This is a genomic window from Desulfosarcina alkanivorans, from assembly GCF_009688945.1.
In the GTDB taxonomy this organism is placed as follows: Bacteria; Desulfobacterota; Desulfobacteria; order Desulfobacterales; family Desulfosarcinaceae; genus Desulfosarcina; species Desulfosarcina alkanivorans.
The window spans coordinates 7183970-7203003 of sequence record NZ_AP021874.1 but is presented as its reverse complement, the minus strand read 5'-3'; the positions used below and the strand labels follow the sequence as shown (position 1 = coordinate 7203003).

Below are 19034 nucleotides of genomic sequence, written 5' to 3'. Positions count from 1 at the left end.
CGGACCGGCAGGTTTCAATATTCACCGTAGCATTTGCCGTTCATCCGGCGATCAACGGCACCTCCGCCAGACACCGGGTATTTGGCGCCCTTTACGCGCTTTCGTACAATTTGGTCAGCACGAATTCCTCGTGGCCAAGCACTTCCTGGGCCGTCAGGCGGCCTTCGCAGGTGCGAATCAGCATATTGAGGAGGTTGTCGCCGGACTCGTCCAGGGTCATTTCACCCTTGAGAATGGCGGAACAGTCGTAGTCGATGTGCTCGACCATGTCGGAAACCGTACGCGGATTGGCCGACAGCTTGATTACCGGTTCGATGGGGTTGCCGATGATGTTGCCCTGGCCCGTGGGGAAGAAATGGGCCACAAACCCGGCCGCTGCCCACAGCGTCACCGCCTCAGCCGCGGCGCTGGAGGTATCCATGTACCACAGCCCCTTGCCGGTGGGGGCTTCGGCTTTGTCCAGAACGCCCACGTAGTTGATGGTCTTGCCGATCTTCTGCAGGTTGCCGAACGCCTTTTCCTCGATGGTGGTCAGGCCGCCGGCAATATTTCCCTTGGTCGGCTGGGAGCCCGACAGGTCGTCGGTCTTGTTGCGGTCGATCATCTCCTGGTATTTGTTGAAGGTCGCCATGAACTGCTCGGCCACCTCGGGTGTTGCCGCCCGCTCCTTGCAGACCATCTCGGCGCCGGTAATCTCACTGGTCTCGCCAAAACTGCAGGTACCGCCCATTCCCACCAGCTTTTCAAGGGCGTTGCCCACGGTGGGGTTGGAGGCCAGACCGCTGGTCGTGTCCGACTCGCCGCATTTGACGCTGACCCAGATCTCGCTCAGGTCGCATTCTTCGCGTTTCAATTCACTGGCCCAGTGCATGTACTCTTTGGCTTTCCAGCTGGCCCGTTCCACCGTCTTGATTTCGCCGTGACGCTCAATGGCGAAACCGGTCACCGGCTTGCCGGTCTTGGCGATGCCGTCGACGATCCGATTGGTCCATTCCGGCTCGATGCCGATGACCACGACGGCGGCCACGTTGGGATTGGCGCCGATGCCGATCAGGGTGCGGAAAAACAGTTCCAGATCCTCGCCGAACTGAAGCCGTCCGTAGGCGTGGGGCAGCGCCTTGCAGCCTTTGGTGTTGTGCGCCACTTTTTCACAAGCGGAGTTGCTCAGGTCGTCAAGCGGCAGGATGACGACGTGGTTACGAATGCCGACACGGCCATTTTCCCGGCGATATGCCATTACTTTGGGGTTGCTCATGGTTACCATCTCCTTGTTTTTAAATTGTGCGTGTGAACATGCTCACCGGTCTTGATATCAGCGACAACCCGTCCAATGTCGGCCCCGTATTTGATGACCGAAGCGTCTGTACTGATGTCTCCCATGGCAATCTTGTGCCCCAGCGGGATATCGTGCAGTGCCTTCATTTCAACCGGCTCCTGGCTGTCCATGTATAGCCCCTGGGCAGTTTCACCGGATTTGATATCGACGGTGGCGACACCGACGTTATCCGCCTTTTCGTGAACCAAAAACTGAATCATGTCTTTCCTCCAAATTTTTAATAATGTGACAATTTGCCGACGAACCCCGTGGTTCATCGGCAGGTTATTGAGACAACCGACGGCTAATCCGGATAAAAGAAGCTTCCATGTCCCTCCGGAATAACCGCAATTCTAATCCGATCTTCGTATTCGTCCGCCCATTCGGCAAGGACGGCCGACGGATCCGCCGCCCTGAACTGGCAACGGCGAATGACCTCCATGCCGAATATTTTTTCCAGACTCCGGTCCGCTGCGGCGGCCTGCTGGTTCGACTGTTTTAGCCCGCCGGCACCCGCCTGGTTTCGGAGCTTGATAAATCCATCGATCAGGGCGGCCGGGGACAGGGAATGACAGATATAGTCAAAAAAGATATCGGTCCCGACCCCCCGGGTGTCGTCACCGACGATCAGTACGTGCCCCCCGTCCACGAGTACCTGGGCCGCAGCCAGCAGGCCGCTCTGCACCAACTCCAGAAACGGATCGGTCCGTTGCGGGCCGAAGCCGACCACGGCGATGTCGAAAGGGGTTGAGACCGAAATGCGATAATGCCGACGATACAGCGATGCCGCCTGGCGGATGATCATGGACGGCTCGCCGGCCACGATCCGAATCGTTTCACCGGTGGGACTGCTGATGCCGGCCACCCCGCCATCGATGCCGACCATGTGGATAATTTCGCGGATTTCATCAAACACCGGGTGGCGGTCCAGTCGGCAGTTTTCGCCCGCCGACGGCAGGACCATCGCTTCCAGGCTTTCAATGCTGTCGATGGACATGCAGCAGCGCGCCAGCCGAAGCGGGCTTTCCACAAAGCCGAACAGCGGGCAGGGCTTGATCCGGTCGAGCACAATCTTCAGATCGGCGTTGGCCAGTTCGGAGTTGACCCGGACGGGCGTACCGCGGTTGGTGACACCCATTTCTACCATCGTTTGCAGGATCGGATCATGAACGATGACCCGGCAGCCAGAGGCATTTACCGTCTGGAAAAGCTTTTTGAACCGATCGGCCCGGTTGGAACGCTTGAGCCAGTCCCCGACGATGATCGTCACGGCACTGGGTTTCAGGTCCGCATTCGCCTGAAACAAACGCTCAAGGATGATCGGCAGCGCCACCTCCAGTACTTCAGGCGTAACCGTTTCCGTGACCACAAACGCCACACGGCCACTTACGGCTCTGGACGGGAAGGTTCCCCGGAACCCGCTGTCGAAAACCGGGTTGTTGAATGCAGCCGCCAGTGCGGCCTTCAGATCTGCCAATGCCGGCAACCCCTCCGCCTTGAGGATTTCAACTTCCGCATGTTCCGGGAAGTCGATGATGTGCTGTCTGTTGCCGGACTGAAGTGAGTACATTCATTTCCCCGGTTGAAACTGATCAATGCTGACAACTCCTGACTTAGCAAAGCAGGTGCCAGGAATTAATTTTCAATTCAACTCGCTGTATTTAATGATTTTCTAACATTATCCGGTTTTTGCGGCCTTCAAGACTGAGCCCAATATTCATCCCATTGACCAATATTGGGCTTGTCCAGGGTTAAAAACCCTGTTATCTTTTCCTTAGTCTACGCTGGCAGGTCATTTACGAGGCAGGCCACATCTTTTTGAAAAGGCAGGCAGATGCACTGGAATCCGGAAACCCGTTATAAACTGTTGCTGAAGATCAACAACGCGGCAATCGAACACACGACAAGGGAAACCCTGTTCAAGGCGGTCGCCACCGAATTGAGCAAACATTTCGATTATGATCGTCTCAGCATCAACCTTTACAATGCCAAAACCCAGTCCATCCGTTATTTTGCCGCCGCGGACGGCATTCTGCTGAATGGGGGCCCCGGTCAGGAGCGCCGCCCCATCGCCAAAGGGGCCATCGTGCAGATGGTCGTTCAGTCCGGTCAACCCGTGATCATCGATGACCTGACCCGGTATACCGATCATTCATCCATCGGCGCCATGGTCGAGGCCAAACTGACATCGACCATGGCCTTTCCGCTGACCCTCAGGGGGAAAATCCTCGGAACCATTCATTTTTCCTTTAAAAAGAAACCCCGGCACATCTCCGAGTTAACCGCGGTCCTCGCTGAGGTTTCCAACCAGATTGCCATCGCCGTGGACAACATGCGCCAGTACACGCAACTCAAACGGATCAATGCCGATCTGATACGCGAAAAAAGATACCTGTTATCCCATTCCAACCAGCCCTACCAGCAGGACAGCTTCATATACGAGTCCGCCTGCATGGTGGAAATCATAGGTATTGTCGAGCGTGTTGCCGACACGGATGCCACTGTGCTGCTCACCGGCGAGACCGGCACCGGAAAGGATTATCTGGCCCGCTTCATTCACAACCTGAGTCCGCGAAAGGAAAACCTGTTCGTTAAAACCAACTGCCACGCCCTGACCCCGTCACTTTTCGAAAGTGAATTGTTCGGACACGCCAAAGGGGCATTTACCGGAGCACTCAGCGACCGGGCCGGGCGATTTGAACTGGCCCAGGCCGGAACCGTTTTTCTGGACGAAATCGGCGAACTGCCGGTCAGCCTGCAGGCCAAGCTGCTGCATGTCCTTGAAGATCGCCGATTCGAACGCGTCGGTGACAGCCGCCCACGCGACATCGACTTTCGGATTATTTCGGCCACCAACTGTGATCTGGCAGAAAAAATCGATGAGGGCCGGTTCCGTAAGGACCTCTATTATCGGCTCAATACCATCAGCATCCGCGTCCCGCCCCTGAGGGAGCGGATTGAAGACATTCCGATCCTGCTCAACAAACTGACAATCGATGAAGCCCAGCGGGTCAACCGCTCTGCCCCCAGGTTTACCGGAGGGGCCATCGAGGTGCTGAGCGCCTACCAATGGCCGGGCAACATCCGGGAACTGAAAAACTTCGTCAAACGCATGATCATCATGAGGCCGGGCGAAGCCATCAGCGCCGGCATCATTCGGAAGGAACTGCCGGTTCAGGCAGCCGCGGAAACACCGTCATGCGAATTCCAGAATCTGGCAGAGGCCGAACGATGCCACATCGAACGGGCACTGGCGTCCTGCAAAGGGGCCGTCGGGGGGCCGACCGGCGCCGCCAAGCTTCTGGGCATTCCGCGTTCCACCCTGCAGTATCGCCTGAAAAAATATGGACTGGTCCCGTCTGCCTATGCCTGATGGTGGGTCCGGGTTGGCGGGTGCGGGAACCGGGAGCGAAGAACGGAACCGGTTCCTCTACCCCTTGAGCGCAAGCAGTTGATCCATCCTGTCGGCAGTCACCCTGATCCCCGTTCTAGCGGCATTTTCCCTGAGGGCTGCCTTTCCGGAACCGGGAAGACGCGTTCCCGGCTGCCCGAGAATCGCGGCGAGAAGCGTTTCGATGCGATCGAAAAAGTGATGCCGGGACGCGCCCCCCGGGTGAATGGCGATGATCAGTTGTCCGATATCAGGAGAAAGCCCATCGGCGGTGAAAAACGAACCGGCTTCGAAGCCGAACCGGGATGCGCTCAGTGCGGCCGACAGGATTTCAACCATCAACACCAGTGCCGCGCCTTTGGCCCCGCCCATGGGCAGCATGGTTCCCGACATGGCCGCGCCGGCATCCGTGGTGGGGTTCCCGTCGGCATCCAGCGCCCAATCGCCGGGAATCGGCCGGTTGGCGTCATGGGCCACTTTAATTTTTCCCCTGGCCACTTTTGAAAGCGACAGGTCGATCACCAGGGGGTCGTCATTTTCCCGTGGTGCGGCGAAGGCGATCGGATTGGTTCCGAAAATTGCCTTCTTTCCTCCCCAGGGGGCGATGGCCTTGGGGCTGTTGGAAAAAACCAGGGCAAGCAGACCTTTACCGGCCAGCCGTTCGGCATGGTAGCCCAGGGTGCCGCAATGGTGTGAATTGGCGACCGCCGCCGCTGCAATACCTGTCTGTCGGGCCAACCGGGAAAGCTGGTCGATGGCGAGATTGAACGCGGGGAATGCAAATCCGTGTCTGGCGTCGACGCGCAGAACCGCCTCGGCGACCTTCCTTATCTCCGGGGTTACCTGCCCGTCGACTTTTCCGCTTCCGGCCTGGGCACAATAGGCAGCCACACGGGAAAGGCCATGCCCCTTTTGCCCGTCAATTTCTGCGGCGACCAGCGCCTGTGCCACCTGACCGGCGTTTTTCCGGCTGGTGTCATGATTCACCAGAATGTCTGTAACCAAATCTGTCAGTGATGCTGCCGGCATCAAGGTATCCGTCATGCCCTTCCTCCCATGGTTTGTCTTTTATTATCAGCCGCCACCCCAGTGACGCGATCATCGGATTCGCTCCCCCCTTGCGCGCTTGCTATCGCACACACCTGATCGCATTGGCAACGCATTGACACCTTGCCCCGATGGCCATTCGGGCGGGAAGCGGAAAGCCGATTTCCATCATCACGACCCGACGGCTGCCGCTCGATGTCCGTATATCCCTCAGCCTGGCCATCCGGGCTGCCGGACCGTTGAAACACATTACCGGTGCACCCCTCAGGGCCACACCATCGATATTACCATACTTGACGCGCATTGGTGTTCGTCTTAAGTTTCGGGTTGACAATCCTGGCCGGCTTCGTGTCCATCCGGAAACAGGTAAATTTGCCTATAATCCAGCCATGCGAATTCTGTCCACGGGCATCATTGGGATGTTCCGGTGATAAATGGGTTCGCAGGGCGCGAATATCGGGCAAATCGGCAGATTACCGACAGGCAAGGCTTAAATTCAACACATGAGGGATCCCATGACCTCCGCACACGTTCAACTCAAACTGTTCGCCTCCCTGACCCACTTCTCACCGGAAAATGCCGACCGGCTGCCCGTTGCGCCGGGCACCTCCGTCCAGGAGCTGCTCAGGGACCTGGACGTCCCCCTGGCCAAGGCGCACCTGATTTTTGTCGATGGGGTCAAACGCACCCTGGACACACGGTTGAACGGTGGAGAACGCGTGGGCGTCTTTCCGCCCGTGGCCGGGGGGTGATTCATGCCGGACAGCCTCAACGAACACATCGAAGCACTGGCCCGGGCGGGGACACTGAGCAATGGGACGCCCTGCCGGGTAATCGGCGCAGCCGTTGTGAAGCGCCTGGCAGAAGAAACGGGCCTTTCCGGCCGACGGGTGGAGATGGCGGCGCTGAGGCAGAAAATTCTTCCCGATCGATACCTGCGCAATCGTAAATTATTGAGTGAAACCGATCAGATCAGCCTGTTGGGGGCTGCCGTGTGCATCGTCGGCCTGGGGGGGCTGGGCGGACTGGTCACGGAGACCCTGGCCCGCATGGGGGTCGGACGGATGACCCTGATCGACGGGGATACGTTTGAATCCCACAATCTGAATCGCCAGCTGCTCAGCAGCACCGACGGCATCGGCACGGCCAAAGCCGTTGCGGCCGCCGAGCGGGTGCAAACGATCAATCCGGGCATCGAAGTCAGCGCCAGAAGCGTTTATCTGACTCGGGAAAATGCCCTGGAACTGGTGGAATCCTGCCACATCGCGGTCGACTGTCTGGACGACATCCGGTCCCGGTTCATTCTCGAGGCGGCAACCAAACACGCCGGCATCCCCATGGTCTCGGCCGCCGTAGCCGGTATTTCCGGCCACGTGACCACCATCTTCCCCGACGACCGGGGTCTTGAAAACATCTACGGCCCCGAAGACCGGTTGACCGTCGTCAAGGGTGCGGAAACCCACCTGGGCTGCCTGGCACCGGGCGTCAACCTGATCGCATCGCTGGAGTGTGTCGAGGTGCTCAAAGTGCTGCTGGGCAGGGACAACACGTTGAAAAACAGACTGCTGGTCGTCGATCTTTCCGATTACACCATCGAGACCCTTCAGTTCTCCTGAAAAAGGCCGCGCCGATGGTCATTTTCCCCCGAAGTCCTGCACCGGGAAGATGTTGGAAAAACGTCACCCGTAATTAAAGGAACGCTCATGAGCGCATATGATGTGGTCGTCATCGGTTCTGGCACCGCCGGGCAAACCGCCGCCTACGAATTGAAATCCAGGGGGCTCACCGTGGCTGTCGCTGAAAAAAGCAACACCCCCGGAGGGACCTGTGCGCTGGCAGGATGCCAGGCAAAGAAATGGTTTTACGAAGCAGCGGAGACCGCGGCGAAATCGAATCATTTAAAGGGCAGAGGCATCGTGTCCCCCCCGCAGGTCTCCTGGGCTGACGTTTTAAGGGGAAAAAACAAATTTACGACCACTGTACCGGGCAACACCCTGACCGGCTTCAAAAAAGCCGGCATCGACGTTATATCCGGCGTCGCCCGTTTTTTGGATGAGAAAACGCTGGACATCGGCGGCCGCAAGGTGTCTGCTCGGTTTTTCGTGGTTGCCAGCGGCGCTCATCCCATGCCCCTGCCCATAGAAGGCATCGAAAACGCGATTACCAGCGATGGGTTCCTTGAACTGCCGTCTCTTCCCGGTCGTTTTGTTTTTATCGGCGGCGGCTTCATCTCTTTTGAATTCGCCCATTTCGTGGCCCGGCTGGGGGACGGCCCCTCCCGGCAGACGACGATCCTGGAGGCTGCGCCACGGGCACTGGGACCTTTTGACGCCGAGATGGTATCATTGCTGGTGGCCGCCTCGAAGACAGAGGGCATCGATGTGCATACCGGCGTCCGGATCTCTTCCGTCGAAAAAGATGGCAACGCATTCAGGGTGGTGACCGGCGACGGCGTTTCTTATGCCGCCGATGTGGTCGTCAACAGTGCCGGTCGCCTGCCGGACGTCAACGACCTGGACCTTGATCGTGCCGGCATCGATTTCTCGCGCAGGGGCATTTCGGTTAACGCCCGGATGCAGACGACGCAGCCGAATATCTACGCCGTTGGTGACTGCGCATCTACCGTTCAACTGGCACGCGTCGCCGATTATGAAGCCATGGTCGCCGTGAACGCGATTCTGGGGGAAAAAGGAGGTGGCGGCTGGCCGGAGATGGATTATTCAGCCGTCCCGGCAATATTGTTCACCTACCCCCAGTACGGCATGGTGGGATACACCGAGGACGCCTTGAAACATGAAGGCATTCCCTACACGAAAAGTTTTGGGAAAAACCTCAGCTGGCCGACCTACCGCCGGATCGGCATGTCGGACGCGGCATACAAAATCCTCGCTGGAACCGACGGCGCCTTTCTCGGCGCCCACATCCTCTCGGATAATGCGGCGGGCATCATCAACACCATACGTCTGGCCATGCTGAACCGGATCCCGGCCGAGACCCTGTACCGTCAGAGCATGATGTCGCCGTACCCGTCACGGGAAAGCGACATGCTTTACATGCTGAAACCGCTGTCGCAAGAAAAATGATTGCGGCCAAACCAATCCAGCGTCTCGCATCCGATTGGCTTTTGCAGGGGTGACAGCAAATTGCAGTAATGACACAAGGAGACAGGCATGGCCTTCCTGACGATAGATGAAGCCAGGTGCTAACGGGACGGCATCTGTGCGGCCGAGTGCCCCAAAGGGATTATCTTCCAGAAAGAGAACGAGGGGCTCCCCCGGATTGCAGTGGCTGATGAGGCCCAATGCATCGCCTGTGGCCACTGCGTGGCCGTCTGCCCCCACGGTGCCCTGAGGGTGACCGGGGTGGCCATCGAAGACTGCCCGGAGATAAAAAAAGACCTGGTCCTTTCCCGGGATCAGGCCGGGCAGTTCCTGCGCTCCCGACGATCCGTCCGCTGTTTCAAGGACAAGGCCATGGACCGGGGAATCCTGAAGCAGCTGATCGAAACGGCCCGCTACGCCCCCACGGCCAGCAACGCCCAGAACCTTCAATGGACGGTAATCGAAGGCCGTGACAGGTTGGAACCGCTGTCCCTGGAAACCGTCAACTGGATGAACCGGGTCATCGACGCCCACCCCGACGCTCCGGCGGCCGCCTGCTTCAGGCCGATTGTGGATCGCTGGGCCACCGGCTACGACGGCATCCTGCGCACGGCCCGGACCCTCGTTGTTCCCCCGGCGCCCCAAGAAAGCGCCAACGGCCTGGTGGACCTGGGCATTGCCCTGGCGTATCTGGAACTGGCCGCCCTGCCCCTGGGCGTGGGCACCTGCTGGGCCGGGCTGCTCCGGGGAGCCATGCCGGCCACCCCCGGTCTGGTGGCATCCATGGGACTGCCCGAGGGACACACCTGGTTCTATCCGATGATGATCGGGTATCCCAGGTTTAAATACCACCGCCTGCCGGAAAGAAAAGCGCCGGTGATTCACTGGAAGTGATCGCCCAGAACCGTCGTAACCATTCCCCCCCTGGGAACGCCCCCCCGGGGCGTCACTTTCGGCCGGCCATGCAGACGAACGTCACCGTCTCGAAGCGGTTTATCGCTGAAGGGCTTTGGGGATGCGGCGATAATGGTTGGATCGTGGGCCGGACAAAAACATCACGGTGGGGAGAATCAGTCCGCCCCTTTAAGCAGCGGCACATAGTTGCGATCGACCCGGTTGATGTGGTCCAGCAGCCAGTCCCTGAGAAAGGTCATCAGGTCCATGGTGACCGTTGCATCGCCCGCCTCGAAGCGCTGTTTGAATTCCAGCACCTGTGCCACCAGCTTTTCGTGCAATTGCCGGTGCGCCTCCAGGTCGTCGTAGCCGGCCGCGTCCATCAGCTGCTCTTCGGTCTTGAAATGCTGGACGGTATATCGGGCCAATTCATCCAGGGTGGAGGCCAGCACCGTTTTCCCGGCCCGCTGAACCATGGCGTGGTGAAGCCGGTTGATCAGCCCGACCAGGCGGCGGTGCTGACCGTCAATGGCCTCGATATCGAACCGGATGCTGTCGTCCCAGACGATCAGGTCCGGTTCGGCGGCGGGCATGGCGATTTCGCCCCGGGTGGACCGTTCCACTTTGAACTCGCCGATCATGGTCTTCAGATCTTCGGCCAGACCGTTGAGATCACCTGAACTGGCGCTTACCCGGGCGCTGTTGTCGGCAAGGGATCCCGCAATCCGATTGACCTCGGCGATGTCAGACGCGATTTCTGCCGAAAAGGCGCTGCTCTGGGCCACATTCCGGTTGACGTCCCCGATGCCGGTCGATGCCTGCGTGATGTTTTCGGCAATCTCCGCGGTTACGGTGGTCTGCTCTTCAACGGCAGCGCCAATGGCGGAAACGATGTCGTCCACCTCACCGATCACTTCGGCGATCATGCCAATGTCCGACACGGTTTCAGCAGTGGAGGACTGGATCCCCTCGATTTCCAGTTTGATGCTCCGGGTGGCCTCGGCGGTCTGGCGTGCCAGTTCCTTGATTTCATTGGCGACGACGGCAAACCCTTTGCCGGCGGCACCGGCCCGGGCCGCTTCGATAGTGGCGTTGAGCGCCAGCAGGTTGGTCTGATCGGAAATGTCGGTGATCACCTGGGTCACCTTACTGATCTCGGCGGCGGCATTGCCCAGACGGTCAACTTTGGACGATGCCTGCCGGGCTTCTGCAACGGCACGATCGGTAACGATGCGCGCCTTTTCGGAGCTGTGGCCGATATCGGCGACCGTCTGTTTCATACGGTTCATGACCGATGCCACCAGCCCCACATTGGTCGATGCCTGCTCACTGGCCGCCGCCACCGAATTCATGTTCTGGCTCATTTCACCGGCGGCCCGGGCAACGGTGGCCGATTTGTCGCCCATGTCGCGCACGCCATCATCCATCTGCCTGGAAATGATGAGCAACTGGTTGGCCGATGCGCTCACCGTTTCAAAATACTCCGAAATATTCCTGACGATATCATGCAGCTTGGCGACGAAGGTGTTGAACCAGCCGGCCATCTGTCCGATCTCATCGCTGCTTTCCACGGCCAGTCGCTGGGTCAGGTCGCCTTCACCCTGGGCGATGTCTTTGATCATGTCATTGGTCCGCCGCACCGGCCTTACGACAATGAGGGCGCTGCCAATGGCACATAGAATTCCCACTGCGATGGCCGCCAGCGTGCCGATCAGCAGAATCATGTGGGACCAGGAGATCTGGCGCGCCACCTTCGCCTGCTGGTTCGCCCGGGCGGTCGTACACACCTGCCCCACGTCCCGCGCGGCTGCCATCATCCGCGCCTGGGCCTGGCGTTGACGGTCCATCAGGTCCACCGTCTCGTTGAATACCGCCTCGTATTCCGTCGCGGCGGTGACGATCGGTGCGACCTGTTGAAGAATCGCCGGGTTGTCGACCTGTTCGTTGAGCGCCTTTTCGGCGGCATGGATGCCTTCCATCTTTTTTGCCACGTCGCCGGCAAGGGATGTATCGCGGTCGGCGATGATCTCTTTTTCACGCAGCCGTGCATTCATCAGGAGGTTGGCCATGGTGGTGACGGCCCGGTTCACGGCCAGTTTTTCATCGATCTGAACCTGGGTATCCTCCTGGAAAAAATCCAGCTCCTGCCGCAGTTCAAAATGAAGGGAGGTGATGGCCCGGGTGTAGTCCCTGACCGACTTGATCATCCGGTTGAGATCTTCATATTCCAGTGTCCGCAGGTATACCAGCACATCGTTGATGTAGGTCTGCTGAAGCGCCAGAATGCGGTCTGCCAGTTTTTTATCGTCCGCAGATTGCAGCTGTGACCTTAATCGACGCACCTCATCTTCCAGTTTTTGGTTGGCCCCCTTCCACTGGGCCATGGTGCTCAGTTCGTTGTTGACCATAAGCGAGACCCGGTGGACTCTGGCTTCCAGAGCCGTGTTGTAAACCTGCGCCGCGGCATCGACCCACGCGGTCTTCTCAGCCAGGACGGCCGTGCTGTTCTCGCGGATTTCTTCCAGAAGGGTTTGCTCCCGATCGCGAATCCGGGAGGTCAGTTCAAGGGCCAGGCGGGCCTTTTCGCTCATCTGCCCCGCCTTTTCAGACTGAGCGTCCGCCAGGGCGACAAAAACGTTGAAGGCCTGTTTATAGTCGGACATCCGCGATCGGATCCCCGCCAGCTGCCGCTGCAGGCCATCGTCCGCAGAAGTATTTCCGGCCGCGGTGATTTCAGCCTCCATTTCATCCAGCGCCTGACGAACGTTGGTGACGCCGTCGGCCTGGCGATTGACGATGAATCCCTGTTCGTGAAGGCGCGCGCGCGTCAGGTGGGCGCCGATGGCGCTGATGGAATCCGACATCCGCGTATGTTTCACAACGTCCGAGAGCCCGCGGTAGCCGACCACCGCCAGCGCCACCAGGAGAATCAGGATCAAGGCGAATCCAATGATAAACTTGTTCAACAGGCTGAGTGTCCTAAGCAAAATGATCTCCTTGTATTGGTCCTCGGCCCATAACCGGGCATCTTTTCAAGCGCCGATGGCCGAATAAGGCCGCTTTGCCTTTTTAAATCGCCCCTAAATAGAATTTCTTTAGACCGACATCTGAATAAAGTGTTGAATGACAGGGGTTGAGGAAAGGCTCCGGAAAATCGGCGAACCGGCCTGACGGCCAGTGCCGGGAGGACGCCCGGACGGAGTACCGATCAGGTCGACCGGAATCCGGCCCTTGATGAGGATTTACAAAACAGCTGGAAAACAGCGACAATCCAGCTAAACCGCCTTGACCGATCCGGGCACTGATGTTAAAAGAAATCATCTGGGCAACTTCGAAAGAATCCACCATCCAATCACTCGAAAGGGACGGGTAGTCATTGTGGCGGAAGACAAAATGAACCAGGCGGGCGAATCACCCCCGGGCCTTACTCCTACCAAAGTGAAATTCGAGATATACGGGGAAGAGATGATCGAAAAACTGGTCAAGTCCAGCGGGAACAGCGGTCGCGTCTATTTGCCGCCGGACTGGGTGGGGCGTCATGTGAAAATCATCCGAGTGGATTAAATCAATCACGCAGATTACAAAGGACCCGTTGACGTGGAAAATATCCGGATCAGAGAACTCCAGGCAGCAGATGCAGACGACATCGTCGGCATCTACTCATCCATTGTCCGCCAACCCGTGGATGTGGACTTTAAAGCCCTGATCGAAAAGCACGCCCGAAGTGAAAATGACATCTGCTTCGTGGCCGAACTGGACGGCCGGGTCATCGGTTTCATGATCAGCTATATTCTCACCTTTGGCTTCGGCATTGAAAAAAGTGCATGGATTGCGACCCTTGGCGTCGATCCGGAATATATGGGCCAGGGTCTCGGCGATCAGCTGGCCGGTGAGATTTTCAAGCTCTATAAGCGCATGGGAATCAGCCGCGTCTATACCTCGGTGCGCTGGGATTCCACCGATCTGCTCTCCTTTTTTAAGACCCAGGGGTTTGACCGCAGCAAGTTCATCAACCTGAAAAAAGAGCTGTAGAACGACCTGTCCGGACAGTCGCGTCAAGGGGCGGGCACCGCTTTTTTAGGTTTACGTGCCAGCGTTCTTGCTTCCTCGGGTATCGGCGGGGGAACCGGCCCGCCGACAATTTTTCTCACCGCATCAAAACGGGATGGACAGACGTCGAAACAGGTGCCGCATTTGATGCATTGCTCCTGGTCGATCACATGGACCTTGCGCTTGGCACCTGCAATCGCGTCAACCGGGCATTTTCGAAGGCAGATCATGCAGGCCTGGCACTTATCCGGATCGATATGGTAGGAGACCACCTCGCTGAATAGCCGTTCGACCTCTTCGGCGGTAAAATGGCCTTCATGGTCGGCTTTATCGTCAAGACGGGCAGCCAGCTTCTCGTGTTTCACCATTTTGATGTAAGGCACCAGCCGGGTGACGTCGTCGAGCCTTGTCGCCAGTTCGGCGTCGTCCAGGCCTTCTTTTTTGCCCAGCGGCCCCAGGGTCTTGACCGTTTTTACAAAATCGTCGACCGCCTCGCTGAAAAGCATCCCTTCACCCGCAGACATAAATCCGACCCGCAACCGGTCCGGGTCGAGCCCGATGTGCGCCATGATCCGTTTACACAGCAGCACCAGGTTGAGGGCATGGTAATTGCCGTGGGTAATGTAATTGCACTCATTCAGGCGGCATCCGCCGACAAACACCCCGTCCACGCCCCGGGAAAAAGCCCTCAGGACGAACTCCAGGTCGACCCTGCCGGAACACATGACGCGGACCAGCCTGATATCGGTTGCATATTGTAGTCTGGAAACTCCAGCCAGGTCAGCAGCCCCGTACGCTCACCAATGGCATACAAAACCGATGATTTTGGGGGTGAACAGAGGTCCTGCACTCATTTGTCGTCATCTCCTGTAGTAGTCCTGCCGCAGGGGTCAGGGGACGTTTTCAGTTTCCGGAACCACCGCATCGATCTGGCTCAGGATTTCCCGGTCGGTAAAGTGCTTTAACACAATGGCCCCGGTGGGGCACACGGCGTTGCACAGGCCGTCGCCTTTGCAGATCACCGGATTGACGATCGCCTTTCTGGCCTGCCGCGTTTCACGGAACTCGATGGCCCCGTAGGTGCATACCGACAGGCACGCGCCGCAGCCGATGCACTTTTTCTCGGTGACCTCGCAAACCGCCCCCGAGACCGTGACGATGTCATGGGACAGCAGGGTCAAAACCCGGCCGGCCGCGCCATAGGCCTGGTTGATCGCTTCGGGGATATGCTTGGGATAGTGCGCCATACCGCAAAGATAGACCCCGTCGGCAGCGAACTCGACCGGTTTCAATTTGACATGGGCTTCCTGGAAAAAACCATCCGGGCCCAGCGGCACCTTGAAGAATCGGGAGATTGCCCCGGCGCCTGACGCGGGGACGACCGCAGCGGCCAGGGCCAGCAGGTCGGCGTCAATGCCGAGCTCTTGGCCCAAAATGGGATCGGTCACCGCCACCCGCAACACGGACCGGCCGGCGGCCTTGACCGCCTCCACCCGGGGCGGGTCATCGGGCGTCCAGCGGATGAAACGCACGTCCCGGTTTGACGCCTCGCGGTAATAGTCTTCGTTGAACCCATAGGTGCGCATATCCCGGAAGAGGATGGTGACGTCCATCTCGGGATTGATCGCCTTGAGCTTCAGGGCGTTTTTGATGGAATGGCTGCAACAGACCCGGCTGCAGTAATTCCGGTCTTCATTGCGGCAGCCCACGCACTGAATCATCACCACACTTTTGGCGTCAACGACCCGGTCGTCTCTGCCGGCGATCCGCTCGCCCAGATCGAGGTGGGTCATGACCCGGTCATCCTGCCCGTACAGGTATTCGCCGGGACGGTATTCCGCGGCACCCACGGCGATGACGGCAGCGCCATGTTCGATCGCTGCGGGCCCTCTTTCCGACGTGATCCGGGTTACGAAATTACCAACATAACCGGTGGCCTCGGTGATGACGGCGTCCGTATAAACATGGATCAGCGGGTTCCGGTAGACCCGGTGCATCAGGTCACGCAGGAAGGCCTGGACATCCTGCCCGTCCAGGGTGGTGTGGATCCTGCGTGCCGTGCCCCCCAGTTCGGCCTCCTTTTCCAGCAGGTAGACCTCATGCCCCTGTTCGGCGATGGAAAGCGCACAGGTCATGCCGGCCACCCCTCCGCCGACCACCAGCGCCGCCTTGTTGACGGGCAGGTCAAATTCCTGCAGGGGTTCCAGGGCGGCCGACCGGGCCACCGACATGCGGGTGATGTCCCTGGCCTTTTCGGTGGCGGCCTCTTTTTCCTTGGAATGGCACCAGGAGCAATGCTCGCGGATATTGGCCATGTCGTAAAAATACTGATTGATGCCCGCCTCGCGAAGGGTGTCCCGGAACAGCGGTTCAAGGGTCCGTGGGCTGCAGGCCGCCACGACCACCCGGTTGAGCCCTTTCTCCACGATGGTGTCGGTGATCTCTTTGATGGAATTGGTCGCACAGGAAAAAAGCTGCTCCTGGGCGTGCACCACATGGGGCAGGGTCAGGGCATAGTCGACCGTGGCGGGAACGTCCACCACCCTGCCGATATTGGTCCCGCAATGGCACACAAAGACGCCGATACGGGGTTCCTCTGCCGAGACATCCTTTTCCGGCGGATAAATCTTGGCCGTGGTCAGCCGGCCGCGCCGGTAGTCAAGACGCTGGCCGCATTGGGATCCGGCGGCGCTGGCGGTAAACACCGACTCGGGGATGTCCATGGGGCCCTGGAAGGCGCCGCTGACAAAAATACCCGGCCGCGAGGTCGCCATGGGATTGGAAGAATCGGTCTTGCAGAAGCCGTGGGCGTTCAGCGCGATGCCGAAGGTGTCGGCCAGGGCCCGGTAATCGGCGGGCGGGTTCAGCCCCACGGACAGGACCACCATATCGAAGGCTTCCGCCTTGACGCCGTCGTCGGCCGTTGCGTATTTGACGATGACATTGCCGTTTTGCGGATCCTCTCCTGCGATTGCGGCATAGCTTCTGATAAACCGGACGCCGGGAAGTTTTTCGGCGCGCTGGTAGAAAGGTTCAAACCCTTTGCCGTAGGAGCGGATATCGTTGTGGAAGATCGTGCAGGCCACATCGGCGTCATGATCCTTGGTCAGAATCACCTGTTTCTGGGTATAGGTGCAGCAGGTGGCCGAGCAATAGCTGTTGTCGCCCTCGGTGACCCGCCGGGAACCGATGCATTGAATCCAGGCGATGTTGCGCGGGTGCTTTTTGTCGGTCGCACGCAGGATCTCGCCCTCGTATGGCCCGGTGGCGCACATCAGCCGCTCGTAGTCCATGCTGGTGACCACATTGGGAATCGTTCCGTAGCCATACTCCCCCTTTACCCCGGGGTCGTAGACATCATAGCCCGGAGACAGAATAACCGCCGCGACATTGACATTGATTTTTTCCGGGGTCTGATGAAGGTCGATGGCGTCATTCTTACAGACGCCTTCGCAGATCCGGCACTTTTTCTCTTTCAGGTAAAGACAGCTTTCATCGATATAGGCGATCAGCGGAATGGCCTGGGCAAAGTAGATGTGCACGGCCTTGTTGCTGGATATGTCCTGGTTGAACCGGTCCGGGTATTCGACCGGACAATACTCCACGCAGGTCGTACACCCCGTGCATTTGTCCTCGATGATGTAGCGGGGCTTTTTGGTCAGGGTAACCGTAAAATCCCCTGCCGCGCCGTCTACCGCGTCGACTTCGGTGAAGGTTAACACCTCTATGTTCGGATGCCGGCCGACCTCGACCAGTTTAGGTGAAAGAATTCACATGGAGCAGTCATTGGTCGGGTAGGTCTTGTCCAACTGGGCCATGTGCCCGCCGATGGCGGGGGATTTTTCGACCAGGTAGACCTTGAAGCCGGCAGTGGCCAGGTCAAGCGAGGCCTGAATGCCGCTGATCCCGCCGCCGACGACCATGACGTCTCCGAAATGACCGTCTGCTGACCCCGGAAGCTGCTCAGTCTGTTCTTTTTCCACGATCTTCGTTCCCTTTCAGGTTATTGGATCCTTAAGAATTAGAAACGCCCGGTTCAGGGCTGCATCGCTTCGAGGACAATCTCTGAAAGATCCATGATCTCTATGTCGGCATCATCCTTCAATGCCAGCCGGCTGTCTTCGAAATTGGCGATGCAATAGGGGCAGGACGTAGCCAGCACGTCGGCGCCGACCCCGACGGCCTGGGCCACCCGGATGTCTGAAAACCGTTCTCCCTTCAGCGTCTCCATCCAGATCCTGCCGCCGCCGCCGCCGCAGCAGAGGCTGTTTGCCCGGGAGTCGGGCATATCGACCAGTTCCATGCCCGGTATCGCCCCCAGGGCCTTGCGGGGTTCGTCGTAAACGCCATTGTGACGCCCCAGGTAACAGGGGTCGTGATAGGTGACCCGCCGACGGCATTCCCTGAGCGGTCCCAGCCGCCCCGCCTCGAGCAGTTCGAAAAGAAACTGGGAAATATGAACCACATCAAAGGAGACCATAAATTCAGGGTATTCGTTTTTGAAGGTGTGGTAGCAGTGGGGGGAGGAAACCAGTATTTTCTTGACGCCGCTGTCGATAAACGTCTTGATGTTTTCCCTGGCCAGGCGTTTAAACAGGTCCTCGTTGCCTGTCTTGCGGATGCTTTCCCCGCAGCAGTTCTCCCGGGAGCCCAGTATCCCGTAATCGACGCCGGCATGGTTGAGAATCGCGGCCGTGGCCCGGGCCACTTTTTTCAACCGCGGGTCATAGCTGAGGTAACAGCCGGGAAAATATAAAACATCCATCCCCTCGGTGAACGGTTTCACGTCCAGGCCTTCGGCCCAGTCGGCCCGCGCCTGGCGATCTTCTCCCATGGGGTTGCCGGCACCGGTCAGGCTGGCGCTCACCGACCGCAGCGGCTTGACGGCATTGGGAAAAATGCCGTATTCCGTGGCCAGCCGGCGAAGGGAAATCCCGGATTCGATCTGCCCCACATCCCGGGGGCACTGCTGGGGGCAACTGCCGCAGGTGGTACAACGCCAGATGTCCTCACTTTCGATATCCGTCATGCCGAAGGTCGCCTGGCGCACGACCTTGCGCATACTGAACGGTATCAACCGGTTCCACGGGCAGACCGCATCACACAGACCGCATTGATAGCACCGGTTGAACGCCTCGCCCCCATTGGCCTTGATTTCATCGACGATCTCTTTATAGTCGGCTACCGTCTCCACTGGTTTGTTTTTCCTCTTTTCGGGACTCGGTGATGATGAGAA

The 19034-nt window shown here is 58.6% G+C and carries 15 protein-coding genes; 7 read left to right on the top strand and 8 right to left on the bottom strand.

All coding sequences use genetic code 11. The annotated features are described in order from the left end of the window. Window positions 1-91: 91 nt before the first annotated feature. The 3 genes from DSCA_RS31325 to DSCA_RS31315 form a co-directional block, all read right to left on the bottom strand. The gene (locus tag DSCA_RS31325; RefSeq protein ID WP_155320159.1) at window positions 92-1255 is read right to left on the bottom strand and encodes a UxaA family hydrolase; all 1164 of its coding nucleotides are present in this window, start codon (window positions 1253-1255) and stop codon (window positions 92-94) included. 2 nt (window positions 1256-1257) lie between these two features. Beyond that, entirely contained in the window at window positions 1258-1536 is a 279-nt protein-coding gene (locus DSCA_RS31320; protein WP_155320158.1) for a UxaA family hydrolase, read from the bottom strand. An 83-nt stretch (window positions 1537-1619) separates the two neighbouring features. Continuing rightward, window positions 1620-2885 carry a lactate racemase domain-containing protein gene (locus DSCA_RS31315; RefSeq protein WP_155320157.1) on the bottom strand — a complete coding sequence of 422 codons (1266 nt, stop codon included), beginning with the start codon at window positions 2883-2885 and terminating at the stop codon, window positions 1620-1622. A 264-nt stretch (window positions 2886-3149) separates the two neighbouring features. Here DSCA_RS31315 and DSCA_RS31310 point away from each other — a divergent pair, with 264 nt between their 5' ends. Continuing rightward, complete coding sequence (locus DSCA_RS31310; RefSeq protein ID WP_155320156.1) at window positions 3150-4688, top strand: sigma-54-dependent Fis family transcriptional regulator; 1539 nt, start codon at window positions 3150-3152, stop codon at window positions 4686-4688. Between the two features lie 57 nt (window positions 4689-4745). Here the strand turns inward: DSCA_RS31310 and DSCA_RS31305 are convergent, their stop codons facing one another. Further along, window positions 4746-5750, bottom strand: coding sequence for an Ldh family oxidoreductase (locus tag DSCA_RS31305; RefSeq protein ID WP_155320155.1), 1005 nt, complete (start codon window positions 5748-5750; stop codon window positions 4746-4748). Between the two features lie 518 nt (window positions 5751-6268). Between DSCA_RS31305 and DSCA_RS31300 the strand changes: the two genes are divergently transcribed. From DSCA_RS31300 to DSCA_RS31285, 4 genes are all read left to right on the top strand, one after another. Continuing rightward, on the top strand, window positions 6269-6505 hold the full coding sequence (locus tag DSCA_RS31300; protein WP_155320154.1) for a MoaD/ThiS family protein: 237 nt from the start codon (window positions 6269-6271) through the stop codon (window positions 6503-6505). A 3-nt stretch (window positions 6506-6508) separates the two neighbouring features. Beyond that, a complete protein-coding gene (locus DSCA_RS31295) occupies window positions 6509-7369 on the top strand; it encodes a HesA/MoeB/ThiF family protein (RefSeq protein WP_155320153.1) in 861 nt (286 codons plus the stop codon). Between the two features lie 87 nt (window positions 7370-7456). Further along, entirely contained in the window at window positions 7457-8836 is a 1380-nt protein-coding gene (locus tag DSCA_RS31290) for a dihydrolipoyl dehydrogenase family protein (RefSeq protein WP_155320152.1), read from the top strand. 132 nt (window positions 8837-8968) lie between these two features. Beyond that, window positions 8969-9748, top strand: coding sequence for a nitroreductase family protein (locus tag DSCA_RS31285; RefSeq protein ID WP_269434699.1), 780 nt, complete (start codon window positions 8969-8971; stop codon window positions 9746-9748). Window positions 9749-9924: 176 nt separating this feature from the next. Here DSCA_RS31285 and DSCA_RS31280 read toward each other — a convergent pair whose 3' ends face one another. Continuing rightward, complete coding sequence (locus tag DSCA_RS31280; RefSeq protein WP_155320150.1) at window positions 9925-12735, bottom strand: bacteriohemerythrin; 2811 nt, start codon at window positions 12733-12735, stop codon at window positions 9925-9927. Between the two features lie 406 nt (window positions 12736-13141). Between DSCA_RS31280 and DSCA_RS31275 the strand changes: the two genes are divergently transcribed. Both DSCA_RS31275 and DSCA_RS31270 read left to right on the top strand, forming a co-directional pair. Continuing rightward, window positions 13142-13312 carry a DUF2080 family transposase-associated protein gene (locus tag DSCA_RS31275; RefSeq protein ID WP_155320149.1) on the top strand — a complete coding sequence of 57 codons (171 nt, stop codon included), beginning with the start codon at window positions 13142-13144 and terminating at the stop codon, window positions 13310-13312. Window positions 13313-13345: 33 nt separating this feature from the next. Continuing rightward, window positions 13346-13780 (top strand): GNAT family N-acetyltransferase, encoded by a 435-nt coding sequence (locus tag DSCA_RS31270; protein WP_155320148.1) that lies wholly within the window; start codon window positions 13346-13348, stop codon window positions 13778-13780. 23 nt (window positions 13781-13803) lie between these two features. Here DSCA_RS31270 and DSCA_RS31265 read toward each other — a convergent pair whose 3' ends face one another. The 3 genes from DSCA_RS31265 to DSCA_RS31255 form a co-directional block, all read right to left on the bottom strand. Further along, window positions 13804-14652, bottom strand: a complete 849-nt coding sequence (locus tag DSCA_RS31265) for a hydrogenase iron-sulfur subunit (protein WP_155320147.1) — start codon at window positions 14650-14652, stop codon at window positions 13804-13806. 36 nt (window positions 14653-14688) lie between these two features. Beyond that, window positions 14689-17721, bottom strand: coding sequence for an FAD-dependent oxidoreductase (locus tag DSCA_RS33050; RefSeq protein WP_155320613.1), 3033 nt, complete (start codon window positions 17719-17721; stop codon window positions 14689-14691). Window positions 17722-17834: 113 nt separating this feature from the next. After that, the gene (locus DSCA_RS31255; RefSeq protein ID WP_155320146.1) at window positions 17835-18992 is read right to left on the bottom strand and encodes a (Fe-S)-binding protein; all 1158 of its coding nucleotides are present in this window, start codon (window positions 18990-18992) and stop codon (window positions 17835-17837) included. Window positions 18993-19034: the final 42 nt, after the last annotated feature.

Bases quoted from the DNA above. Each gene is read 5' to 3' on its own strand.
- DSCA_RS31290 (WP_155320152.1), top strand. From the start codon at position 7,457: ATGAGCGCATATGATGTGGTCGTCATCGGTTCTGGCACCGCCGGGCAA.
- DSCA_RS31325 (WP_155320159.1), bottom strand. From the start codon at position 1,255: ATGAGCAACCCCAAAGTAATGGCATATCGCCGGGAAAATGGCCGTGTC.
- DSCA_RS31295 (WP_155320153.1), top strand. From the start codon at position 6,509: ATGCCGGACAGCCTCAACGAACACATCGAAGCACTGGCCCGGGCGGGG.
- DSCA_RS31305 (WP_155320155.1), bottom strand. From the start codon at position 5,750: ATGACGGATACCTTGATGCCGGCAGCATCACTGACAGATTTGGTTACA.
- DSCA_RS31310 (WP_155320156.1), top strand. From the start codon at position 3,150: ATGCACTGGAATCCGGAAACCCGTTATAAACTGTTGCTGAAGATCAAC.
- DSCA_RS31315 (WP_155320157.1), bottom strand. From the start codon at position 2,885: ATGTACTCACTTCAGTCCGGCAACAGACAGCACATCATCGACTTCCCG.
- DSCA_RS31320 (WP_155320158.1), bottom strand. From the start codon at position 1,536: ATGATTCAGTTTTTGGTTCACGAAAAGGCGGATAACGTCGGTGTCGCC.
- DSCA_RS31300 (WP_155320154.1), top strand. From the start codon at position 6,269: ATGACCTCCGCACACGTTCAACTCAAACTGTTCGCCTCCCTGACCCAC.
- DSCA_RS31275 (WP_155320149.1), top strand. From the start codon at position 13,142: ATGAACCAGGCGGGCGAATCACCCCCGGGCCTTACTCCTACCAAAGTG.